General features: G+C 66.7%; 19 protein-coding genes. 7 read left to right on the top strand and 12 right to left on the bottom strand.

Annotated features, from left to right (window positions below; genetic code table 11):
- Positions 1-64: 64 nt before the first annotated feature.
- Both RJ03_RS26750 and RJ03_RS26745 read left to right on the top strand, forming a co-directional pair.
- Positions 65-421 (top strand): ArsR/SmtB family transcription factor, encoded by a 357-nt coding sequence (locus RJ03_RS26750; RefSeq protein WP_232329222.1) that lies wholly within the window; start codon positions 65-67, stop codon positions 419-421.
- 47 nt (positions 422-468) lie between these two features.
- Positions 469-1,473, top strand: coding sequence for an LLM class flavin-dependent oxidoreductase (locus RJ03_RS26745; RefSeq protein ID WP_086007317.1), 1,005 nt, complete (start codon positions 469-471; stop codon positions 1,471-1,473).
- Positions 1,474-1,546: 73 nt separating this feature from the next.
- On the opposite strand, the gene RJ03_RS26740 is transcribed toward RJ03_RS26745, so the two are convergent.
- Positions 1,547-3,232 (bottom strand): cutinase family protein, encoded by a 1,686-nt coding sequence (locus RJ03_RS26740; RefSeq protein ID WP_036507164.1) that lies wholly within the window; start codon positions 3,230-3,232, stop codon positions 1,547-1,549.
- 95 nt (positions 3,233-3,327) lie between these two features.
- Positions 3,328-3,519, bottom strand: a complete 192-nt coding sequence (locus RJ03_RS37990; RefSeq protein WP_174372353.1) for a hypothetical protein — start codon at positions 3,517-3,519, stop codon at positions 3,328-3,330.
- A gap of 72 nt (positions 3,520-3,591) precedes the next feature.
- Between RJ03_RS37990 and RJ03_RS26730 the strand changes: the two genes are divergently transcribed.
- Positions 3,592-4,428, top strand: coding sequence for an AraC family transcriptional regulator (locus RJ03_RS26730; protein WP_036507159.1), 837 nt, complete (start codon positions 3,592-3,594; stop codon positions 4,426-4,428).
- Between the two features lie 126 nt (positions 4,429-4,554).
- Positions 4,555-5,376 carry a DUF6585 family protein gene (locus RJ03_RS26725; RefSeq protein ID WP_036507158.1) on the top strand — a complete coding sequence of 274 codons (822 nt, stop codon included), beginning with the start codon at positions 4,555-4,557 and terminating at the stop codon, positions 5,374-5,376.
- A gap of 12 nt (positions 5,377-5,388) precedes the next feature.
- On the opposite strand, the gene dnaB is transcribed toward RJ03_RS26725, so the two are convergent.
- The 5 genes from dnaB to rpsF form a co-directional block, all read right to left on the bottom strand.
- On the bottom strand, positions 5,389-8,037 hold the full coding sequence (dnaB, locus tag RJ03_RS26720) for a replicative DNA helicase (protein ID WP_086007316.1): 2,649 nt from the start codon (positions 8,035-8,037) through the stop codon (positions 5,389-5,391).
- A gap of 767 nt (positions 8,038-8,804) precedes the next feature.
- Positions 8,805-9,260 carry a 50S ribosomal protein L9 gene (rplI, locus tag RJ03_RS26715; protein WP_036507152.1) on the bottom strand — a complete coding sequence of 152 codons (456 nt, stop codon included), beginning with the start codon at positions 9,258-9,260 and terminating at the stop codon, positions 8,805-8,807.
- 16 nt (positions 9,261-9,276) lie between these two features.
- Entirely contained in the window at positions 9,277-9,549 is a 273-nt protein-coding gene (rpsR, locus tag RJ03_RS26710) for a 30S ribosomal protein S18 (protein WP_025353551.1), read from the bottom strand.
- A gap of 58 nt (positions 9,550-9,607) precedes the next feature.
- Positions 9,608-10,147, bottom strand: coding sequence for a single-stranded DNA-binding protein (locus RJ03_RS26705; RefSeq protein WP_036507149.1), 540 nt, complete (start codon positions 10,145-10,147; stop codon positions 9,608-9,610).
- A gap of 110 nt (positions 10,148-10,257) precedes the next feature.
- On the bottom strand, positions 10,258-10,548 hold the full coding sequence (gene rpsF, locus RJ03_RS26700) for a 30S ribosomal protein S6 (RefSeq protein ID WP_030514152.1): 291 nt from the start codon (positions 10,546-10,548) through the stop codon (positions 10,258-10,260).
- 260 nt (positions 10,549-10,808) lie between these two features.
- Between rpsF and RJ03_RS26695 the strand changes: the two genes are divergently transcribed.
- Positions 10,809-12,176 (top strand): glycosyltransferase family protein, encoded by a 1,368-nt coding sequence (locus RJ03_RS26695; protein ID WP_086007315.1) that lies wholly within the window; start codon positions 10,809-10,811, stop codon positions 12,174-12,176.
- Position 12,177: 1 nt separating this feature from the next.
- On the opposite strand, the gene RJ03_RS26690 is transcribed toward RJ03_RS26695, so the two are convergent.
- The gene (locus RJ03_RS26690; RefSeq protein ID WP_036507147.1) at positions 12,178-12,717 is read right to left on the bottom strand and encodes a CGNR zinc finger domain-containing protein; all 540 of its coding nucleotides are present in this window, start codon (positions 12,715-12,717) and stop codon (positions 12,178-12,180) included.
- Between the two features lie 83 nt (positions 12,718-12,800).
- On the opposite strand from RJ03_RS26690, the gene RJ03_RS26685 reads away from it, so the two are divergent.
- Positions 12,801-13,751: a DMT family transporter gene (locus tag RJ03_RS26685; RefSeq protein WP_245552392.1), complete on the top strand. Its 951-nt coding sequence runs from the start codon at positions 12,801-12,803 to the stop codon at positions 13,749-13,751.
- Between the two features lie 10 nt (positions 13,752-13,761).
- Here RJ03_RS26685 and RJ03_RS26680 read toward each other — a convergent pair whose 3' ends face one another.
- Positions 13,762-14,127 carry a MerR family transcriptional regulator gene (locus tag RJ03_RS26680; protein WP_036507146.1) on the bottom strand — a complete coding sequence of 122 codons (366 nt, stop codon included), beginning with the start codon at positions 14,125-14,127 and terminating at the stop codon, positions 13,762-13,764.
- A 49-nt stretch (positions 14,128-14,176) separates the two neighbouring features.
- Between RJ03_RS26680 and RJ03_RS26675 the strand changes: the two genes are divergently transcribed.
- Positions 14,177-15,265, top strand: coding sequence for an alkene reductase (locus tag RJ03_RS26675; protein WP_036507144.1), 1,089 nt, complete (start codon positions 14,177-14,179; stop codon positions 15,263-15,265).
- Positions 15,266-15,406: 141 nt separating this feature from the next.
- Here RJ03_RS26675 and RJ03_RS26670 read toward each other — a convergent pair whose 3' ends face one another.
- The 3 genes from RJ03_RS26670 to RJ03_RS26660 form a co-directional block, all read right to left on the bottom strand.
- Positions 15,407-16,159 (bottom strand): isocitrate lyase/PEP mutase family protein, encoded by a 753-nt coding sequence (locus tag RJ03_RS26670; protein WP_036507142.1) that lies wholly within the window; start codon positions 16,157-16,159, stop codon positions 15,407-15,409.
- Positions 16,156-17,871 (bottom strand): glycosyltransferase family 87 protein, encoded by a 1,716-nt coding sequence (locus RJ03_RS26665; RefSeq protein ID WP_051025295.1) that lies wholly within the window; start codon positions 17,869-17,871, stop codon positions 16,156-16,158. Before RJ03_RS26665 ends, RJ03_RS26670 begins: the two co-directional genes overlap by 4 nt.
- 29 nt (positions 17,872-17,900) lie before the next feature.
- Positions 17,901-20,207, bottom strand: a 2,307-nt coding sequence (locus tag RJ03_RS26660; RefSeq protein ID WP_036507140.1) for a transglycosylase domain-containing protein, incomplete at its 5' end; no start/stop codon positions are given.

Raw genomic sequence — 20,207 nt, 5'->3', positions numbered from 1 at the left:
CAGTGCCGCGCCGCGCTTCGGCGCCTAAATTCGTTAATTAGCGAAATGCCGAAGGATGGTGGATGTGCGTGACAGCGGATCGGTTCGCGTGGAGGACCTCGCCGAGCTGAACGAGGCCGAATGCGAGATGCTCGAGGAATGCAAGGCCCTGGCCAACCGGACCCGGCTGCAGATCCTGCACTGGCTCAAGGAGCCGCACGCGAATTTCGCTGAGCTGGACCGAGATTCGGCCGAACTCGGCGTCTGTGTCGGACTGATCCAGCGGCGGGCCGGAACGTCGGCCTCGACCATCTCGGCCCATCTGGCGGTACTGCAGCGCGCGGGATTCCTCATCGCCACCCGGCGCGGGCAGTGGACCTACTACCGCCGCGACGAGGCCCGCATCCGGCACTTCACCGACCGACTACACCGCGTGCTCTGATCCACGCACTCCGAATACGAAAGGCAGCGATCATGCCTACCGCGACTGTGCCCACCGCCCTGTCCATCCTCGACCTGGCGTCGGTGGCCCCCGGCGCGACCGCACGCGAGAGCTTCGCCAACAGCGTCGCCCTCGCCCAGGCCGCCGAGCGCAGCGGATATCGGCGCGTCTGGTACGCCGAACATCACAACATGCGCTCCATCGCGTCGAGCGCCACCAGTGTGCTCATCGGCCACGTCGCCGAACACACCGAGACCATCCGGCTCGGCGCGGGCGGCATCATGCTGCCCAACCATTCCCCGCTGGTCATCGCCGAACAGTTCGGCACCCTCGAAACGCTGTTCCCCGGCCGTATCGATCTCGGCCTCGGCCGCGCCCCCGGCAGCGATCAGAAGACGATGCTCGCCCTGCGCCGCGATCCGCACTCGGCCGACTCGTTCCCGCAGGACGTCCTAGAACTGCAGGGATATCTGAGCGGGCAGTCGCGCATCCCCGGTGTGCAGGCGGTGCCGCGCGCGGAAGGCATTGTGCCGCTCTACATTCTGGGTTCCTCGCTGTTCGGCGCACAGCTCGCGGCGCATCTCGGCCTGCCGTACGCCTTCGCCTCGCACTTCGCGCCGGATGCGCTCCACCAGGCGGTCGAGGTCTATCGCGAGAAGTTCCAGGCCTCCGAGCAGCTCGCCGAACCGTATGTGATGGCCGGCATCAACGTCTTCGCCGCCGAGACCCACGACGAGGCGATCGAGCAGAAGACCGTCTCCTACCGGGCCCGCGCCCGCATGATGATCTCCCGCGGCGCCGGCACGGCAACCTTCACCGACGAGGAGATCGACGCTTTCCTCGCCTCGCCCAACGGTGCCCAGCTGGCCTCGATGACGCGCTACACCGCCGCCGGCACTCCGGACGAAGTACGCGACCACCTCGATGAATTCGCCACCTCGATCGGCGCCGACGAGCTGATCCTCGTCCACCACGCCACCGATATCGCCGACCGGGTCCGATCCGTCGAACTGACCGCGGCCGCGATCCGCACCGAGCGAGCGGCCAACTGAAACGGCCGGGCCCGTGGCTACGGGCCCGGCCGTTACCGGCTCACCTGCGGTGACCGACTACCGCCACGGTCGTCTACTTCGTGGCCGTCGTGGTCGGTGCCGCCGACGTGGTGGTGGTCGGCTGCGTCGTCGTCGGCTGGGTGGTCGTCGGCTGGGTGGTGGGCGGTGCCGTGGTCTCGACCGGAGCCGCGACCTGGGTGCGAGCCGGCGGTTCGGCCGGTGCGACGGTCGTGGTCGTGGTGGGCGGGGCCGGCGTCGTGGTGGTCGGCGCCGTGCCGGTGGTCGTCGGCGTCGCGGTTGTCGGCGCCGGCTGTGTGGTGGTGGCGGCGGGACTCGTCGTGGTGGCCGCCTTGGTGTCGGCCGCCTTGCTGTCCTGGACGGTCTTGTACGCCGCCTGGACGTCGGCCTGGGTCGGCTGCGACTTGGTGTCGATCTGCTGACCCGCCTGCGCCTGCTGCGCCAAGTGGGTGAGCCACGCCGCCGCGTATTCGGCCGAACTCATCGGCTTGCCGTTCGCGGCGTCGGAGTCGCGCCAGTAATCGAAGTGGTGGCCGGTGCCGTTGGGGCCGAGGGTCAGCTGGTACGGATCACTCATGATCACCGGGATCGTGTTCTGGTTGGTGACGATCAGGCCGATGATCTCGTTGAGAACCTTCTGCGGCAGATATGCCAGCGGCGCCATCTGCTCGGTCGAAATCGACTGTGCCGGAGTGGGTGCGGGCGGATTATCGCCCGGCTTGTAGCCCGGTTCGGACACCTTCAGCAGTACCTGCAGGAAGGTCTCGTTACTGGCCATCCAATTCGGCTGCGACGCGATGTAGGAGAAGGCGTTCATCGCGATCCGGCCGAGCGTGACCGCCACGTCCTGACCTGTCGCGGGCGTCAACCCCTCGTTCTGCAGGTTGTCGACGTTCAATTGCCGGCCCACGTTAGCGGCCAGCTGCAGCAGCGAAATGTTCTGCGGCGCAGCGCAAGTGAGGTCGCCCTCGGAGCAGAACGAGGCAACCTTGCCGTTCAGCGCGCCGAAGTCGCCCGCCTGATCCGGCAGCGCGCCCTGTCCGGAGATCGGCTTGTTGCCGTTCTGGTAGTTCTGACCGAAGCCGTCGGGATGATTCGGATCCTTGGCGCCGGGGAAGGGGCCGTCGCCCGCGGTCCGGCCGGCATCGGCCAGAATCACTACGCCCAGAACGTTTTTCGGGTCGACGACATCGTATTTGCCGTCGGCGCCGGGCTCGTCGTGACCGATGCCCATGGCCACGCGGCGCGCGACGTCGGCGCCTTCGCTGTAACCGACGATGGAGAATTTGGTGTCGGGGCAGGCCTGCGCGATGTCGTGCATGACCTTCTCGGCATTGGCCACACCGGTGTCGACGGCCTGCTCGTAGGTGCTCATATTCGCCGGATAGGCGATGTACACCGCGGCGTAGGAACCCGGATCCACCTTGTCGGCGGGTGCGTTGACCACCGGATCGACCCAGTGGCTGCTGTAGTCACCCGACAGCGCCGCGGGCAGCGCGTTGCCGTTCGCGTCGACCAGCATGGCGGTCTTGTTCGGGTCCGGGCTGTCGTTGCGTCCGGCCACCGAGATGGTCACCATGTCATGACATTCGGTGACCGACGAGGTGAGCCGCGTATCGCGGGTCTCGGGCGTCGCCATCAGGCCCCACGAGGCCGCGACAATGGCCGCCACCCCCAAAACTGCTGGTCCGGCGGCCGCAGAGGCGATGCGGTGCCGTTTGATGAACTCGCGAAGAGCCATGTCCTGATCCCCAATTCGGTCCGACAAGAAAGCGGGACAGGCCCCCCGACGGGCCGTGTGTGTCACGAGAGGTGTCGGGAACCGCATGGCGAGCGTTACCAGCCGGAACAGTTCTGTGATCTGAACCGCGGCGTGTAAACGCGGAGGCCGCCCGCAGCGATAACGCGTTTTCCGCCCACGGCGAGGTCGCCGAGTTCGACACTCACCTCCCGCACCGGTTCGGCAACGCCGACACCCGCGCGGTCGAATTCCTCAGCATCCTCGGCCCCCAAGGCGAACGCTTCCACCTGCGAGCGGTACCGCCCGAACTGAATTCGCCACATCCGGCCGCTCGTACGAATCGCTCGTACCATGGCGGCATGCCTGTGCAGCCGGTGGTGCTGGCCGGTGCCGTGATGGACCTCGCGGTCCCGGCCGGGCGCGGCATGCCGGGCGTGAGTATGGCCGGGTTCCGGGGAAGAGCCGGCGAAACGGTCGGTCTGCAGATGATCCCGTATCCGGCGCTGACGATTTTCGTCGATTTCGGTGACGCGCTGGTCGTCGACGGTGTGAGCGGTCAGCGCACGGACGGCCCCCTCGTGGTCGGCCTGCCCCGCGGCGCGCTGCGGGGTTCGGGCCGCGCTGTCGACCTCCTGCAGATCCGGCTCTCTCCGGTGGTCGCCCACGCGGTGCTCGGTGCGGGTGCGGAACTGAACGGGATGGTGGTCGGGCTCGGCGAACTGTGGGGTGGCGATGCCGCGCGAATCCAGGAGCGACTGCGTGCCGCGCGGTCGTGGGATACGCGCTTCGCGATGGCGCACGCCGCACTCGCTCGGCGGCTGGCCACCGGCCCCGAGGTGGATCCGGAGGTCGAATTCGTCTGGCGCCGACTGTCGCACAGCCGCGGCCGCGCCCGGATCGAACCACTGGCGGCCGAGGTCGGCTGGAGCCGTCAGCGGCTGTGGTCGCGCTTCCGCGCCCAGATCGGGATCACGCCCAAACAGAGCGCCCGGCTGGTGCGGTTCGACCACGTGGCCCACCGACTCGCCGCCGGCCACCGCCCCGCCCGGGTCGCCGCAGAAACCGGTTTCGTCGACCAGTCCCACCTCCATCGCGACATCGCCGACTTCGCGGGAATGACCACCTCGGCCGTAGCCACCGCCCCATGGCTCTCGGTCGACCACATAGCCTGGCCCACCCGGCTGCCCGCCAGGTGATCACCGAAGACCGATATCTGTTCGGCTGGTGAAGCGCTCGTCGGCGGGCGTCGATCACCCGTATCCGGACATAGCGATTCATCAGATAGTGTTGCGGCAGAACAGGATGTCTATCGAGGGGGCGTGATGTCCGAGCCTGAGCCTATCGGTCGAGCTCACGAAGATCCGCAACTGCTGGGCCGGATAGCGCAGGCCGCCTCGGCGGCGGACCTGGGGGCACACAAGTCGGCACATCCTGCACTGCATCCGGTGCATCGCAAGAATATTCGGTGGCTTGCCATCGCCACGCCTGTCCTGGCGCTCGTGACGCTGGTGGGTGTGCTCGTGAACGGTAACTGGTGGTTTCTCACGGGACTACTGGCGCTGGGCTTCGGCCTGGGTCTGGTGGGAAACGTGGTCACCGCGCGCCCGTTCTACGGGAAAGACCGCGGTGTCAGGCTCGATTTGTACACCAACGGTCTGGTCTACGCGCACGGCGGCGGGCTGCATGTGGTTCGTTATGACCGAACGTCGGTTACAGCGTCGATCACCCATCATCGGCGCAACGGCTTGACCGCCTATCGGTATCACCTGATCGATCTCACCGGTACGCAGTTCCTGATGCTCGGTAACCTCGCGAATCCGCAATCCTGGGGGCCGGTGATTCAGGACGCCGTTGTCGATGCGCAGCTGGCGCCGACTTGGGCCGCGCTCGAGGCCGGGCAGCGAGTGCAATTCGGCGATCTGTGGATGACCGGCGCCGAGCTCGGCCGCCTCGACAAGGCCATCGCATGGGAGCGGATCGAGCGGGTGGACATCGACAACGGTGCGATCGCAGTGACCTTGGCCGGCAAGATCTGGCCAGGATTCACCGGCGCCGTCGGTGACATTCCGAATTTCCGCCTCTTCTACACGCTGGCGGAACATTCGATCCGACTGCGCGGTCGAGACGGCGTGAATCAGGTTTGATTGACGCTACCGCTACCCGCGAGCCATATCCACGAAGCGGCTGAGGTGGAGCTGGTGGGCGACGGTGATGGTCGCGGTGGGGCCGTTTCGATGTTTGCCGAGGATCAGGTCGGCCTCGCCGCCGCGCGGGTCGTCGCGTTCGAACGCGTCGGGGCGGTGCAGCAGGATCACCATATCGGCGTCCTGTTCCAAACTTCCCGATTCACGCAAATCCGACACCATGGGCCGCTTGTCCGTTCGCTGTTCCGGACCACGGTTCAGCTGACTGATCGCGACCACCGGAACTTCCAGTTCCTTGGCCAGTAGTTTCAGGCTTCGGGAGAATTCCGAGACTTCCTGCTGGCGGGATTCGACCTTCTTACCGGAGGTCATCAACTGCAGGTAGTCCACCACGACGAGCCGCAGATCGTGGCGCTGCTTGAGGCGGCGCGCCTTCGCCCGGATCTCCATCATGGTCAGGTTCGGCGAATCGTCGACGAACAGCGGCGCCTCACTGATCTCGCTCATCCGCCGCGCGAGCTTGGTCCAGTCATCGTCGCTCATCCGCCCGGCACGCATATCCCCGAGCTTGATCTTCGCCTCCGCCGACAGCAGACGCATCACGATCTCGGTCTTACTCATTTCCAGCGAGAAGATAACGCTCGCCAAGCCGTGCTTGATCGAGCAACTCCGCATGAAATCCATTCCAAGGGTGGAATTGTGCGTGGGGACCATCGAGCGCCCGGCCAGGTAGAGGTGGTCGGGATTGTCGACCTCGACGCAGCGGACCGGGACGCTGGGGATAGGCCGGATGTCGACGATGAACCGTGAGTTCGACCGCGCGGTCCCGGTCGCACCCCGACGCCGCTTGTGCAGTAGATTCTTTCGGCTCAGGCCGAATACCTCGTCGTCGGTCGCGAACGTGAGGGTGTACGCCACCGAACTGTCCGCGGTGCGTCCGCGAACGCTCTTGCTCGATCGGTGGCATCGATATCCGAGGCTGACGATCAGTTCTTCGACATCGGAGACCAATCGTTCGTTCGTCACCGCGAATTGCACGGAACCGCCGTGGGTCACCGTGCCGTCGGTATCGAGCAGTCCGGCCAGCAGCGCTCGCCGCTGCGCTTCGGAGGCTCGCAGATAGGCGGTCGGGATGTGCTTGTTCCCCAGAACACCGATGGTGCGCAACCGTGCCTGCACCGTGCCTGTGGCATTGCGGCAGCCCTGGCACGTCCGCAGACCCGTGGAAGGCCGGCCGCATTGCGGGCAGGTCGGCCGCGGCGAGCGGGCGGACACGAATCGCGACTTGCCACCGCAGGATCGGCCGCAGGTCTTCACCTCGGAGGTGAAGGGCACGAACTCGGCTCCGCACACGACGCAGTTGCGAGGAGAAATGGGAGCGGGATCGGGCAATTGCAGACTGTAGCGCAACTCGGCACTTGCCGACGGCACCGCAACCAGCCCCTCGTTCTCGATGCGCAGCACGATTTCTGGGTCTGCGGTGGTCAGCTGGGCTGAGGCGGAGGTGCCGTCGCCCAGCCAGGCGCCCAAGGTATATGGCGGAACGAGCAGGTCACGCTCCGGCAGCTGAAGGGGCGCCGCGTTGGTGACCGAGTGGTTGAGGCGCGCGTCCGCGGTCGTACAGCGAAGGGTTCCGGCGATATCGGCGGTCGTCCGAACCTCGGCGAATGTCCGTTGGTTCCGGTACCGGTTGTAGCCCGTCGCGGCTTGCTGCGCCGAGCGCCGTGAGGCGCGTGTCTCGGTCAGCCATTGATGTTCGGCGTCTGCGACGATCACCGTGCCGTCGGAGAATTCCACCTCGTAGCAAGGGCGTTCGTGCATCGTCTCGGTCGCTGCTACGACGCGGGTCGGTCGTCCGTGAGCGTCGAGCAGTTCGTCTCCGACCGCCACCTCGCCCATGGTCGTCCAGCCATCCGGGGTGGGTAGCGGGGTATCGAGTGCGAGCGCCTTGCCGACGCCGGGGCGGGCCGCGACGATGATCATCTGGCCGGGGTGCAGGCCGTTGGTGACCTCGTCGAGTTCGGTGAAGCCGGTCGGTACGCCGAGGGAGATGCCGCCGCGGCTGGCGATGGAGTCGATCTCGTCCATCGTCGGCTGGAGGAGCTCCTCCAAGGGCAGGAAGTCCTCGGTGGACCGGCGTTCGGTGACCTCGTAGATCTCGGCCTGGGCGCGGTCGACGACCTCGGCGACGTCCTGGCCTTCGGAGCCGGCGTAGCCGAATTGGACGATGCGCGTGCCGGCCTCGACCAGGCGCCGCAGAATCGCCTTCTCCGCGACGATTTCGGCGTAGTAGGAGGCGTTGGCCGCCGTCGGCACGGTCTGGGTCAGGGTGACCAGATAGGGCGCGCCGCCGATCCGTTTGAGTTCGCCGCGGCGGTCCAGGGTGGCGGCGACGGTGACCGGGTCCGCGGGTTCGCCGCGGCCGTAGAGGTCGAGGATCGCGTCGTAGACGGCCTGGTGCGCGGGACGGTAGAAATCGCCGGGACGGATGACCTCGACGACGTCGGCGATGGCGTCCTTGCTGAGCAACATGCCGCCGAGAACCGACTGTTCGGCGGCCATATCGTGCGGCGGCTGCCGACCGAAATCCTCGCCGGGCTGATCGTTGTAGTCCGAGTGCCCGCGATCGTCGACGACTGCCACTCGACCGTCCTCTCTCATCGCACCCGGCCTGATCCCACCCGGCTTCGACCCTATTGATGACCTGTTGTACGCCCGGGTACCGACACGTCGGAACATGTCACACCGGCCGTCGCGGCGGCCGCCACATGATCGAGAACCAGCCCGTAGCTAACGGATTTCCCGCAACGAGAATCACGGTGCTACCGGCGCGTGACGACGGCGCCTGGAAGAACCTAAGGGACCGAGTTGGGGATCGCCAAACCGTCCTGTGGAAACAGCTGTGGATAAACTGGGCACAGTTCACCCACTGTTGTGCAGGCCTTGTGCATCAACTGGGGATAACCCGGTATGCGCAGCAGCTATGACCAGGTGGACACGCGTTTTTTCGATTTCCCACATGTGGATTGAAATAGCGTCGGCGTGTCATCCGAGATGAACAGCCGGGCGTGTTGGGTTAACACCGCTCTCCGAAGCTATGGCGTAGATCACATTCGAGATGGTCGGTTTGGCTACTTGTCCACAAATCCCCAGGAGCTGGGTAAAAAGTGCGCAGAGGCTGTCGCAGGCGGGATCCAATGCCCACCGTCACCAACTAGCAAATCTTTCGCAACTCTATCGTGTCGGATCCGATTCCGGTCCGAAACGCGACAAGAGGCGTATACGGGCCTGTCGGACGGAGAAATCCGCGCAGGCGAAGACCATCCCCGCGGTAACCACGGGGATGGTCTTCGATGAACTGTGACCCGTCGGCCGGACCGGGCATATCGGCGAACCGATGGGTGCCGTACCGGACAGCGGGGCGGAGATCACTCCGCGGCAGCAACCTGCAGGTCGAACTTGGCGATCACGTCGGGGTGCAGGTGCACGGTGACGTTGTGCTTGCCGGTGCTCTTGATGTGCGACTTCGGCAGCTCGATGCTGCGCTTGTCGAGCACCGGGCCACCGGCGGCCTTGACCGCGCCGGCGACGTCGGCGGTGGTGACCGAACCGAACAGCTTGCCGGTGCCGGCGGTCTTCACCGACAGGGACACGCCCTCCAAGCCCTCGATCGCGGTCTTGAGCTCCTTGGCGTGGTCCAGGTCGCGCACGCGACGGGCGTCCTGCGCCCGGCGAATGCCCTCGACCTGCTTCTCGGCGCCGCGGGTGGCGACGATCGCCAGGCCGCGGGGCAGCAGGTAGTTACGGCCGTAGCCGTCCTTGACCTCCACGGTGTCGCCGGGCGCACCGAGGTTGTCCACATCAGCAGTCAGAATCAGCTTCATCGTCTGCCTCCCGTTCTCAGCGAGCCGTGGACACGTACGGCAGCAGCGCGACCTCGCGAGAGTTCTTCACCGCGACGGCGATGTCCCGCTGGTGCTGCACGCAGTTTCCGGTGACGCGGCGGGCGCGGATCTTGCCGCGGTCGCTGACGAACTTGCGCAGCAACGCCGTGTCCTTGTAGTCGATGACGGCGCCGGTGCCCGAGCCGTCCTTCTTCGCCTTCTTGTCGTCCTTGCAGAACGCGCAAGCCTTCTTCTTCAGCACCTTTTCGCGTGCCGGTGCTTTGGCCATGGGTCTTCACTCCGTTTGCCTGGGAGCCGCATACCGCGGGCCCCGATATGTGAGCCGTTCAGAACGGCGGTTCGTCGTCCATCTGGCCGCCTCCGAAGGAGCCGGCCGCGGGAGCGCTGCCCCACGGATCGTCGCCGGCGGAACTCTGTCCGCCGCGACTGCCACCGTTGGAGCCGCCGAAGCCCCCACCACTGCCGCCGGAATTGCCGCCGAAACCACCACCGCCACCGCCGCGCGAGGTCTTGTTGACCTTCGCGGTCGCGTAGCGCAGGGAGGGACCGACCTCGTCGACCTCGAGTTCGACGACCGTGCGCTTCTCACCCTCGCGGGTTTCGTAGGAGCGCTGCTTCAGCCGTCCGCTCACGATGACGCGAGCGCCTCGGGTCAGGCTCTCGGCGACATTCTCCGCGGCCTCACGCCAAATGTTGCAGCGCAGGAACAGTGCCTCGCCGTCTTTCCATTCGTTGGCGTTGCGGTCGAACACCCGGGGAGTCGAGGCGACGGTGAAATTGGCCACCGCCGCGCCCGCGGGCGTGAATCGAAGTTCCGGATCTGCCGTCAAATTGCCGATGACGGTGATTACGGTGTCGCCTGCCATGGTTCCTCCTGGTCTCCGGTGCGATCAGCTGTGCACTCGCCTGTTGCGCTAGAGCCTAAGGCCAGGCAACGACAAGTGCGGTTTGCTTTCCGGCAGGTATGCCAGGGGTCTTACTTCTTGTCCTGCCGCAGCACCTTGGTGCGCAACACCGACTCGTTCAGGCCCAGCTGGCGGTCGAGCTCGCTGACCGTGGCCGGTTCGGCGGTCAGGTCGACGACGGCGTAGATGCCCTCGGCGCGCTTCTCGATTTCGTAGGCCAGCCGGCGGCGGCCCCAGAGGTCGACCTTGTCGATCTTGCCGCCCTGCTGCGAGACCACACTGAGCATCTTGTCCAAGTTCGGACCGACAGTGCGCTCGTCCAGGTTCGGATCGAGGATGACCATCACTTCGTAATGACGCACGGGAACCCATCACCTCCTGTGGACTGTGAACGGCCACGGACTTTCCGTGGCAGGAGGGGTCGTTGCGTCAGCAACCCGACAAGGCTACATGAACGGCCGGTCCGGACCCGAATCCGGGGCGCCGGGTGCGAAATGGGTCTCCTTCCCCATGAATATCGCCGTCGGCGGGGTAGCCCACCTATCGTGGTGAACATGCCGATTCGATCCGCCGATCGTGGGAGCTCCGGCGGTGGCGACGGGGTGGCTGCGGAGGTTGCCGCGTGGCCGATGCGATAGTCCGGGCGCGCGCAACCGGCCGGGTCGCGGCCGCGGCCGCGGTGCTGGCCTGTGCGGTCACGTTGATCTTCGCCTATCTCAACAAGGCTCGTTGCGCGGGCGCGCCGTTCGACGGCGACGGGCGCAGTCTGATCTTCGATCGCATCAAGGATGCCGAGGTCTGCTATTCCGATATCCAATTCCTCTGGCTCGGCCGCGGCATCGACGAACATCTGTTTCCCTACGTCGGCGGCGGTATCACCCCGGACGGCACGCTGACCGGAGGCGCCGTCGAATATCCGGTGCTCAGCGGGCTGCTGATGTGGCTCGGTGCGGCCGGCGTGCACGACGACGCCGGCTTCCTGTTGCATTCGGCACTGCTGCTGGCGCCGTTCGCTCTGCTGACCGCCTGGATGCTGGGACGGATGTCGGGAGCGGTCGCGCTGCTGTGGTCGGTGGGTCCGCCGCTGGTGCTCTACGCGTTCCACAATTGGGAACTTCCGGTGGTGTGCACGGCAGTCGGCGCGGTCTACGTGATGACCACGCTGACTCGATATTCGTTGCGCACCAGGGGAATTGTCGCGGCGGTCCTGCTGGGCATCGGATTCTGCCTGAAGTTGTATCCGGGAATCTTCGTCCTGCCGCTGATGCTCTACCTATTTCTCGGCGAGCCGGACCTCGGCGAGCGGCCGGATGCCCCTCGCCGCGGCTACGATCCGGCCGGTGCGTTCGCGGCCGCGGGTGCGGCGATCGTGACGGTGGCGGCGATCAACCTGCCCTTCGCTCTGCTCGGCTACGACGGCTGGCGAGCCTCGTTCACCTTCCAGCAGATGCGGCAGGCCGACATCACCACCAACTCGATCTGGTACTGGGGTCTGCGGCCGATGTTCGGGCAGGGACAGAGCGGGGAGGCGTCGTTCCAAAACGTCGTGGCGACGGCCTCGCCGGTCCTGGTCGCCGTCTCGTTCGCGCTCGCAATCTGGTTGGGGTGGAAGCGTTTTCCCGCACTTCGCTACTACCCCTGGGTGGGCGTGAGCGCGGCGATGCTATGTGGATTCCTGTTGTTCCACAAGGTGCATTCACCGCAGTACACGCTGTGGGTGCTGCCGTTCTTCGTCCTGCTCGAAGTGCCGTGGGCGGCGGTCGGCGCCTATCTGCTGGCCGATCTGGCGCTCGGCATCGGGGTCTTCCGCTACTTCCACGCTCTGGGGAGCGGAACGGGTGCGGACTTCTACGAGAAACTCGTGCAGTTCGGGGTGTGGGGACGCGCGATCCTGTTGGTGTTCTTCTTCTTCGCGTTCGTTCGCGCCCGCCCGCGCGGATACCGGCCGATGGTGTCGCCGGTAGCGCGCGAACTCGTTTCCACCCGCTGAATTACGGCTTGCCGCGGCGAGCGCGGAACGACGCGCTCTTGGCGCGGTTGCCGCACAGCGTCATATCGCACCAGCGCCGCGAACCCGCGCGGGAGGTGTCGAGGTAGAGGCGTGTGCAGGTATCGCGGCCGCATTGTTTGATCCGATCGCGATCGGGTCCGCCGAGGAGTTCGATCGCCTCGGTCGCGATGCGCGCGAGGGCGTGCTCGCAGTCGCCGCGGCGGGTCACGCCGGCGTCGGCGCGCAGGGCGATCGAGGGTTTCGGACCGTCCGCGATCCGGTTGACCAGCACCCGGTCGGCATCGCGCCACGGCGCACCGGTGGTGGTGGCCAGGGCCAAGCGGTACACCGCTTCGCGCAGTTCGACCGCCCGGGTCAGGTCGGCCGCGTCGCATCGCGCCGCGGAATCCAGTAATCCGGCCGCGATCAGCCATTCGTCGAGGGTGGCGGGAGCCGTCAGGAGATCGGCGAAACCGCCATTGCGCTCCTGGACCGTGCCGGCGAAATCCAGGGCCACGTTGCCGCTGACGAAGGTGAACACCTCGCCATCGTAACCCTCTTGACAGGTTAGTCGCACCGATGTCAGGGTTGATAACCAGTTGAAGCGGTTATTCGGGAGGCGTCGTGCGGAAGCGACTGATGGAGACGGCCGCGCCCGCGGCCTTCGTCGTGATGTGGAGCAGTGCGTTCATCGCCGGCATCATCGGCGTCGGTGCGGCGCCGCCGATGGTGGTGCTGTTCGCCCGCTTCGCCTGCGCCGGACTGGTCTTGGCGGTGTATGCCGTCGTCGTCGGGGCGCGGTGGCCGCGCGGCCGGCAACTGGCGCATGTCGCCGTCGCCGGATTGCTCATGCAGATGGTGCAGTTCGGCGCCTTCTACACCGCCATGGCCGACCATGTGTCCGCGGCGGTGATCTCACTGGTGCAGGGATTGAATCCGGTGGTGATCGCGCTGTTCGCCGGGACCGTGCTCGGTGAGTCGGTCACCGTGCGGCAGTGGATCGGATTCGGTGTCGGCGGCCTCGGCGTCGGACTCGCGGTTGTCGACCAATCGCATTTCTCCGCAACGGGATTGGTGCTGTGCGTGGTCGGTCTGCTGGGGCTCAGCCTCGGCACGGTCTATCAGAAGCGTTTCGTGCCGCAGGTCGACACCCGCACGAATACCGCTGTGCACGTGCTGATCAGCGCGCCGGTGGCGGGAATCTTCATGGTCGGGAGCGGGGATACGCATATCGCCGATCCGCTGCGATTCGCCGGCTCGCTGGTGTGGATGGTGGCGATCAACGCCGTCGCCTGCTTCCTGCTCCTGAATGCGATGCTGCGCCGCTGGGACGCCACTCGCGTCGGCAAGTTGTTCTTCGTCACCCCGTTGGTCACGGCGGGACTGGCCTGGCTGCTGATCGCACAACCATTGCGGCCACTGACGATTGCCGGATTGGGCGTCGGGCTGCTCGGGATGGTGCTGGCCTCGCTCCGATCCGGAACCCGGCCGGATGCCGCGGTGGCCGGGGAGCCGACCTCGCCGGCGCCCGGCGCCATCCTGGAGCGCCGGCCGGGACTGGCCGCCCTGAGGTAGGGATCCGGGCCTACTGCGGCTCGCCGTGTGCCGCGCTGATCACGCCGTCGAGCACCTCGCGGGTGCGGACCAGATCCTTGATGCACGCGTCGATGCGTTTGCGTTCGGCGGCAAGGGTTTCCGAGAGCCACGGGGTCGCCGTCTGCGCGGGCGTACCGTCGGTGTCGTTGATGCACGGCAGCAGTTCGGCGATGGTGCGGCTGTGCAGTCCCGCGGCGAACATCTCCTGAATGCGAACCACGCGGTCCACGGCCTGCTCACGGTATTCGCGCTGACCGCCCGGGGTCCTGGACGAAGCCAGCAGGCCCTGACTCTCGTAATACCGCAACGACCGCACGCTGACGCCCGTGCGTTGTGCCAGTTCGCCGATGCGCACCGGTTTCTCCCTTGCACCTCACATTGATGTCAGGTTCTACGGTACGCGCATGCTGTTGCTGACCGACTATCACGCAAGCCACCTGCACCTGCCCAATCGCGTCGTGATGGCGCCGATGACCCGGCTGCGCTCCCACCCCGACGGCTCGCCCACCGACGATGTGGCGACCTACTACGCCCAGCGTGCCGACGCGGGACTCATTGTCACCGAGGGAATCTGGCCGCATTCCACCGGCCAGAGCGAGGCATGGGTGCCGGGCCTGACCACCGAGGCGCACATCGCCGGGTGGCGGCGGGTCACCGAAGCCGTCCACGGCGCGGGCGGGCGGATCTTCGCCCAGCTCATGCACGGCGGGCGGTGGGGTCATCCCCTGGCCCGGATCGACGGCACCCTGCCGGCCGGACCGTCGGCGGTACCGGCCGCCGATCCGGTCCACCTGATCGACGGGGGGAAGGCCCCGGCGCCACGGCCTCGGGCCATGACCCGCGCCGAGATCGCGCAGGCCGTCGAGCATTATGCCGCTGCCGCCGCCAACGCACTCGCGGCCGGATTCGACGGTGTCGAGATCCACGGTGCGAACAGCTATCTCGTCCATCAGTTCCTGGCCGACAACACCAATCTGCGCACCGACGAATACGGCGGCACGATCGCCAACCGCATGCGATTCGCACTCGAGGTCACCGACGCCGTTGCCGCCGTGGCGGGTTCGCATCGAGTCGGGATCCGGTTGTCGCCGGGCAATCCGCAATTCGGCATGCACGAGGCCGATCCGGCGCCGCTCTACCGCGCCCTGGTCGGTGAACTCGCCGGACGGGATCTCGCCTACCTACACCTCACCGACAACGACGACTATCCGGCACTCGCCGATCTGCGCCCGCGCTGGAACGGCACGCTGATCGCCAATATCGGTGAGAACCGCGCACCGACCGCACCCGCGGCGGCCGAGCGTCTGCTCGCCGAGGGCCGGGCCGATCTGGTGTCCTTCGGGCGGGCCTTCATCGCCAATCCCGATCTGGTGTCGCGGATCCGGCACGATCGAGCGCTGGCGCCGGTGCGCGAGGACGGTCTCTACGGCCGGGGACCGCATGGATATACCGACTACCCGGCGTGGATCGACCGCGCCGAGCGGGTGGCCTGACCGGGAATCACAGCGCCGATGACCGCCCCGGTCGCATACCGTCGGCTCGCTCATCTCGGGCTTCGTGGCATGCGTGGCGACGGGCATCGGCGTGTTCCATTGTCACAGAACCCGACCCGATTCGGTGCCGGGGTTCCGGGATTACTGCCAGCGCTGCAACAACCGGTTCGCCTCGGTGCTCAGCGCGCGCTGCAGGAACGGCCCGAAACTGACCCGGGCAACGCCCACTTCGGCGAACCAGGCGCGATCACCCTGGTCCGGCAGGCCGATCGCGTTGACCGGCAACGGAAGTTCGGCACAGAGCCGGCGCAGGATCTCCGGATCGCGCTGACCCACCGGGTACAGCACGTCGGCACCCGCTTCGGCCGCCAGCCGCATCCGCTCCAGAACCCGCTCGACCCGGTCCGGGGTGTTCTGGTCCTCGCGCAGGAACAGGTCGGTGCGAGCGTTGACCACCACGTGCACACCGGCGGCATCGGCCGCCTGCCGCAGTCCGGCGACGAAGTCGGCGTGTTCGCTCGGCTCGCGCAGGCGGCCGCCCTCGCTGTGCACCGAATCCTCGATGTTGAGGCCGACCGCGCCCGCCTCCAGCAGTCCGTCGATCAGCTGGGCGGGCTTCAGGCCGTAGCCGGATTCGATATCGACCGAGACGGGAATGTCGACCGCCGCGGTGATCTCGCGAACCCGGGCCATCGATTCGGGATAGGTCATCCCCTCCTGATCGGATTTGCCCAGCGAATCCGCCAGCGGATGGCTGCCGACGGTCAGCGCGGCGAAACCGGCCGCTTGCACCAGATTCGCCGACCACGCGTCCCAGACGGTCGGCAGAATCGCCGGATCGCCGGGGCGGTGCAGCTCGAGGAAGGTGGTGGCCTGCTCGCTCAATGCGGTCATGTGTCGATCCTCGCCCATGATCGGGTGTTCGCGCCAGCGGCCGGATACGGCGGCCTGGGTTGCAGCGCCGACGGTAACCACGGCAGCGCCGGATCCTGCGCGCGGTCCAGAATTCCGCCTACCGGGTCGTCCCCGCCGTCGGCTCGGACGAGGTCCTGTTCGGGCCGGTAGATCTGGCGGACCACCAACGCGCACAGGCCGACGACCGCGAAGTCGCGGATCAGGACCGCGCTGGTGAACCACTGTTCGGGGACGCCCTTGTCGTCGGTGCCGAGGTAGTAGTACATGCGCGGGAACCACACCAGCGCGTCGATCGTCATCCACGCCAACAGGATTCGCCGATGCGGCAGGGCCAGCACCGCGAGCGGCACCAGCCACAGCGAATACTGCGGACTCCACACCTTGTTGGTCAGCAGGAACGCCGCCACCACCAGGAAGGCCAGCTGCGCCACGCGCGGTCGGCGGGCGGCGGTGAGCGCGATGTATCCGATCACCGCGCAGGCGACCGCGAACAGCACCAGCGACACCGAATTCAGCGCGGTCGGCGTGTCGGAGGAGGCGAGTGGACCGTCGAAACCCTGCCAGCCGGTGAAGGAGGTGATCACGTTGTAGAGCGAATCCGGATCGGCATGGCGTTCACTGTTGAGCCGGAAGAATTCCCACCAGCCCTCGGTGAACGGCACCGCGATGGGCAGATTCACCGCCAGCCAGGCCGACATGGCCGACAACACCGTCACCAGCGCCGCCCGCAGCGGGCTGATCCGCGCGCCGGCCAGGTAGTCGCGCAGGGCCCTGACCGCGTTGTTGCCGTTGCGCCGCAGCTGTTCTCGCAGGCCCGGCAGTCGGTCACGGCCGTCGACACGCAGGCAGAGCACCACGATCGGGCCCAGCAGCAACAGCGGATACAGCTTGGCCGCGCCGCCCAAACCGAGCAGGATTCCGGCCAGGACCGGCCGCCGCCTGGCCCAGGCCAGCAGGCCCGTGGCCGCGAAAGCCGTTGCCAACGCGTCGAAATTGGTGAAGATGTGCACGAGCACCAGCGGTGAGAGCGCCACCAGCGCCGCATCCCAGATCCGGCGGCCCGCCAGCATCGCCGACGCCCACACCGTCACCAGCCAGGCCAGCGCCAGTCCCACGGCGACGACGTTGAAATACACCACCACCGACAGCGCCTTCGGCAACGGCAGCGACATCCAGATATTGGCGACCTCCATCGCCAGGTACTGATAGAGGCCCGACAGCACCGGATATTCCATGTACCGGGTCTGCAGTTTGCCGTCGGGGCCGACCTCGGTCCACTTCTTCTTGTAGGGGAACGCGCCCTCGTCGAGATGTTCGGCGCCGTAGAGCGGCACCGTATCCGAATAGCACATGGCCACGTATTGGCGACCGTTGTTCCAGTCGAGGGTGAGATGGCCCTCCGAGGTGGTCGTCTGCTGAATGCAGCCGGCCTTACCCGCCCAGCCGAGGGCGAGGAACACCACCGCGAAGGCCAGCAGAATGCGCAGCGGAGTCCAGAACCGAGCGCGGCCGATCAGAGCATGGTCGCCGACCGGGCCGCCGATCGTGCTGCTCAACTGAGCGGTCATCGAATCGGTGCGGCTGGGTTTGTCCCGGCGCACCGCCGATCTCCGATCCGCGGCGAGGGGAGCCGCGGAAACGAAACCGGTGGCGGTCTCGACACCTTCGTCACCGAACGTCGAGGCCGCCACCGGCTGTTGTTCACTCACGCCACCCGAGGCTACCGGTGACTGTTGGAGTATCCGTCTCCTGTCCCGTCGGTACTGTTGCCGACGCCGGCGCCCGGACGCTGGGACCGTGAATTGCCGTTGGTGTCACCGGAATTCGACGTGGTCGGTGAGGATCCGTCGGCGGGTGCCACCGGTTGGCCCGGCAGTGGTCCGGTGTCCTGCGACTGCGGCTGGTTCTGCTGCGGCTGCGAGCGCGGATTCGGCTGGATGCCCGGCACCGGAATGGTGATGCCCGGCAGGATCTCGACCTGCGACGGCTTCACCACGACCGGCGGCTGATACTCCTGCTGGGTGGTGCTCGGTGCGGTGTACGGCGCCGAATAGGACGGCACACCGGCCTGGCCGCCGATCGCGGCCGGCTTCGGGAAGTTCTCCTTCGGCGTGCCCTCGAGCGCGCCGTCCATGGTGTCCTTCCAGATATCCGACGGCAGGCCGGAGCCGTACATGATCGACCCGCCGGGCGTCTTCAGCGCGACACCGTCCGCGGTACCCACCCAGACCGCTGTCGACAGCGACGGGGTGAAGCCGATCATCCACGCGTCCTTGTTCTGACCGGTGTCGCCGAGCTGGGTGGTACCGGTCTTGGAACCGGACAGCCGGCCACCGGCCAGGCCGTGGTTGCGGGACGAGGCGGCGATCGGCTGCATCGCCGCCGACAGGTTGTCCGCGACGGCGGCGGAGACCCGCTGCTCGCCCGCGACCTGTCCGCGGTCGAGCAGGACCTGACCGTCGGCCGTCACGACCTTCTGCACGAAATGCGGCTTGTGATAGACGCCCGAGGCGGCGATGGTCGCATACGCGGAAGCCATATCCAGCGGCCGCACCTGGTACTGACCCAGGATGATGCCGTTGTTGGGGCCGGAGCCATCGGGCTCGGTCAGCGTCTGGCCCACGCCCGGAATCGTGTCGGGAATGCCCATGCGGTGCGCCATCGCGGCGATCTTCGTCGGACCGTCCGGCATATCGAGTTCCATGCGGTAGAAGCTGGTGTTCAGCGACCGCTTGAGCGCCTCGGCGATGGTGCAGGTACCGCAGGTCTCACCCTCGGCGTTGGTGATCTTGATGCCGTTGACCGTCAGATCCGAACTGTCGTACATCGTCGACAGCGGCTTGCCGAGTTCGAGATTCTCGGCCAGGCCGAAGACCTTGAACGTCGAGCCGGACTGCAGACCGGCATTGGCGAAGTCCCAGCCGGTCGCGTTGTCGCCGCCGTAATAGGCGCGCACCGCACCGGATTTCGGATCGACCGAGACGACCGCGGTCCGGACCTCGTCGCGTTCACCCTGCATGTTCTTGTGCACCGAATCGATCGCCGCCTGCTGGGCCTTCTGATCGATGGTCGTGGTGATCTGCAGACCCTCGGTGTTCAGCTGGGTATCGCTGATGCCGGCCTCGGACAGCTCGCTGAGCACCTGCCGCTTGATCAGGCCGTTCGGGCCCGCGGTCTTGTTCTCGCTGTCGGCGCTGTTGGCGCTGGACGGCAGCACCTTCGGGTACACCATCTTGGCGCGTTCGGCCGCCGGGATGGAACCGGCCTTGACCATGCCGTCGAGGACGTAGTTCCAGCGCTGTTCGGCGCCCTTCGGGTTGTTCTCCGGGTCCAGGCCGTACGGCTGGTTGATGGTGGCGGCCAGCATCGCGCCCTCTTCGACGGTCAGCTGTTCGACCGACTTGCCGAAGTAGGCCTTGCCCGCGGCGTCGATACCGAAGGTGCCGCGACCGAACGGAATGGTGTTCAGATACGCGGTGAGGATGTCGTCCTTACTCCACTGCCGCGCCATCTTCGCCGAGATCACCAGCTCGCGCATCTTGCGGCTCAGCGAATGCTGATTGCCGACCATGGCGTTCTTGACGTACTGCTGGGTGATCGTCGAACCACCACCGGCGGTGTCCTTGCCCATCAGGTTGTCGCGTGCGGCGCGGGCGAAACCGCTGATGGAGAAGCCGGGGTTCGAGTAGAAGTCCCGGTCCTCGGCCGCGATCACCGCGTTGCGCACGTGCGGCGGAATCTGGTCGATGGTGACGTCGGTCCGGTTGCCTTCCGGCGGAACGATTCTGCTGATCTGCGTGGTGCCGTCGGAGGCCAGGATCGTGGCGACCTGAGGGGTTTTGAGATCGCCCGGCTGGGGTATGGAGACGGTCGTGTACGCGATCAGGAAGACCGCGCTCGGCACCACGATCGCCAATGCCACCAGGACATAGATCACTCGCCGCACGATGCGCCACGGCGATTTCTTCTTCGCCTTCGGGCCTCTGCCCGCCGAACCGCCGGGACCGTCGCCGCCGCCGTTGCCCTT

The sequence above is a fragment of the Nocardia aobensis NBRC 100429 genome, assembly GCF_000308375.1.
GTDB classification, from domain to species: Bacteria; Actinomycetota; Actinomycetes; order Mycobacteriales; family Mycobacteriaceae; genus Nocardia; species Nocardia aobensis.
This window is presented reverse-complemented; position numbering and strand designations above follow the sequence as displayed.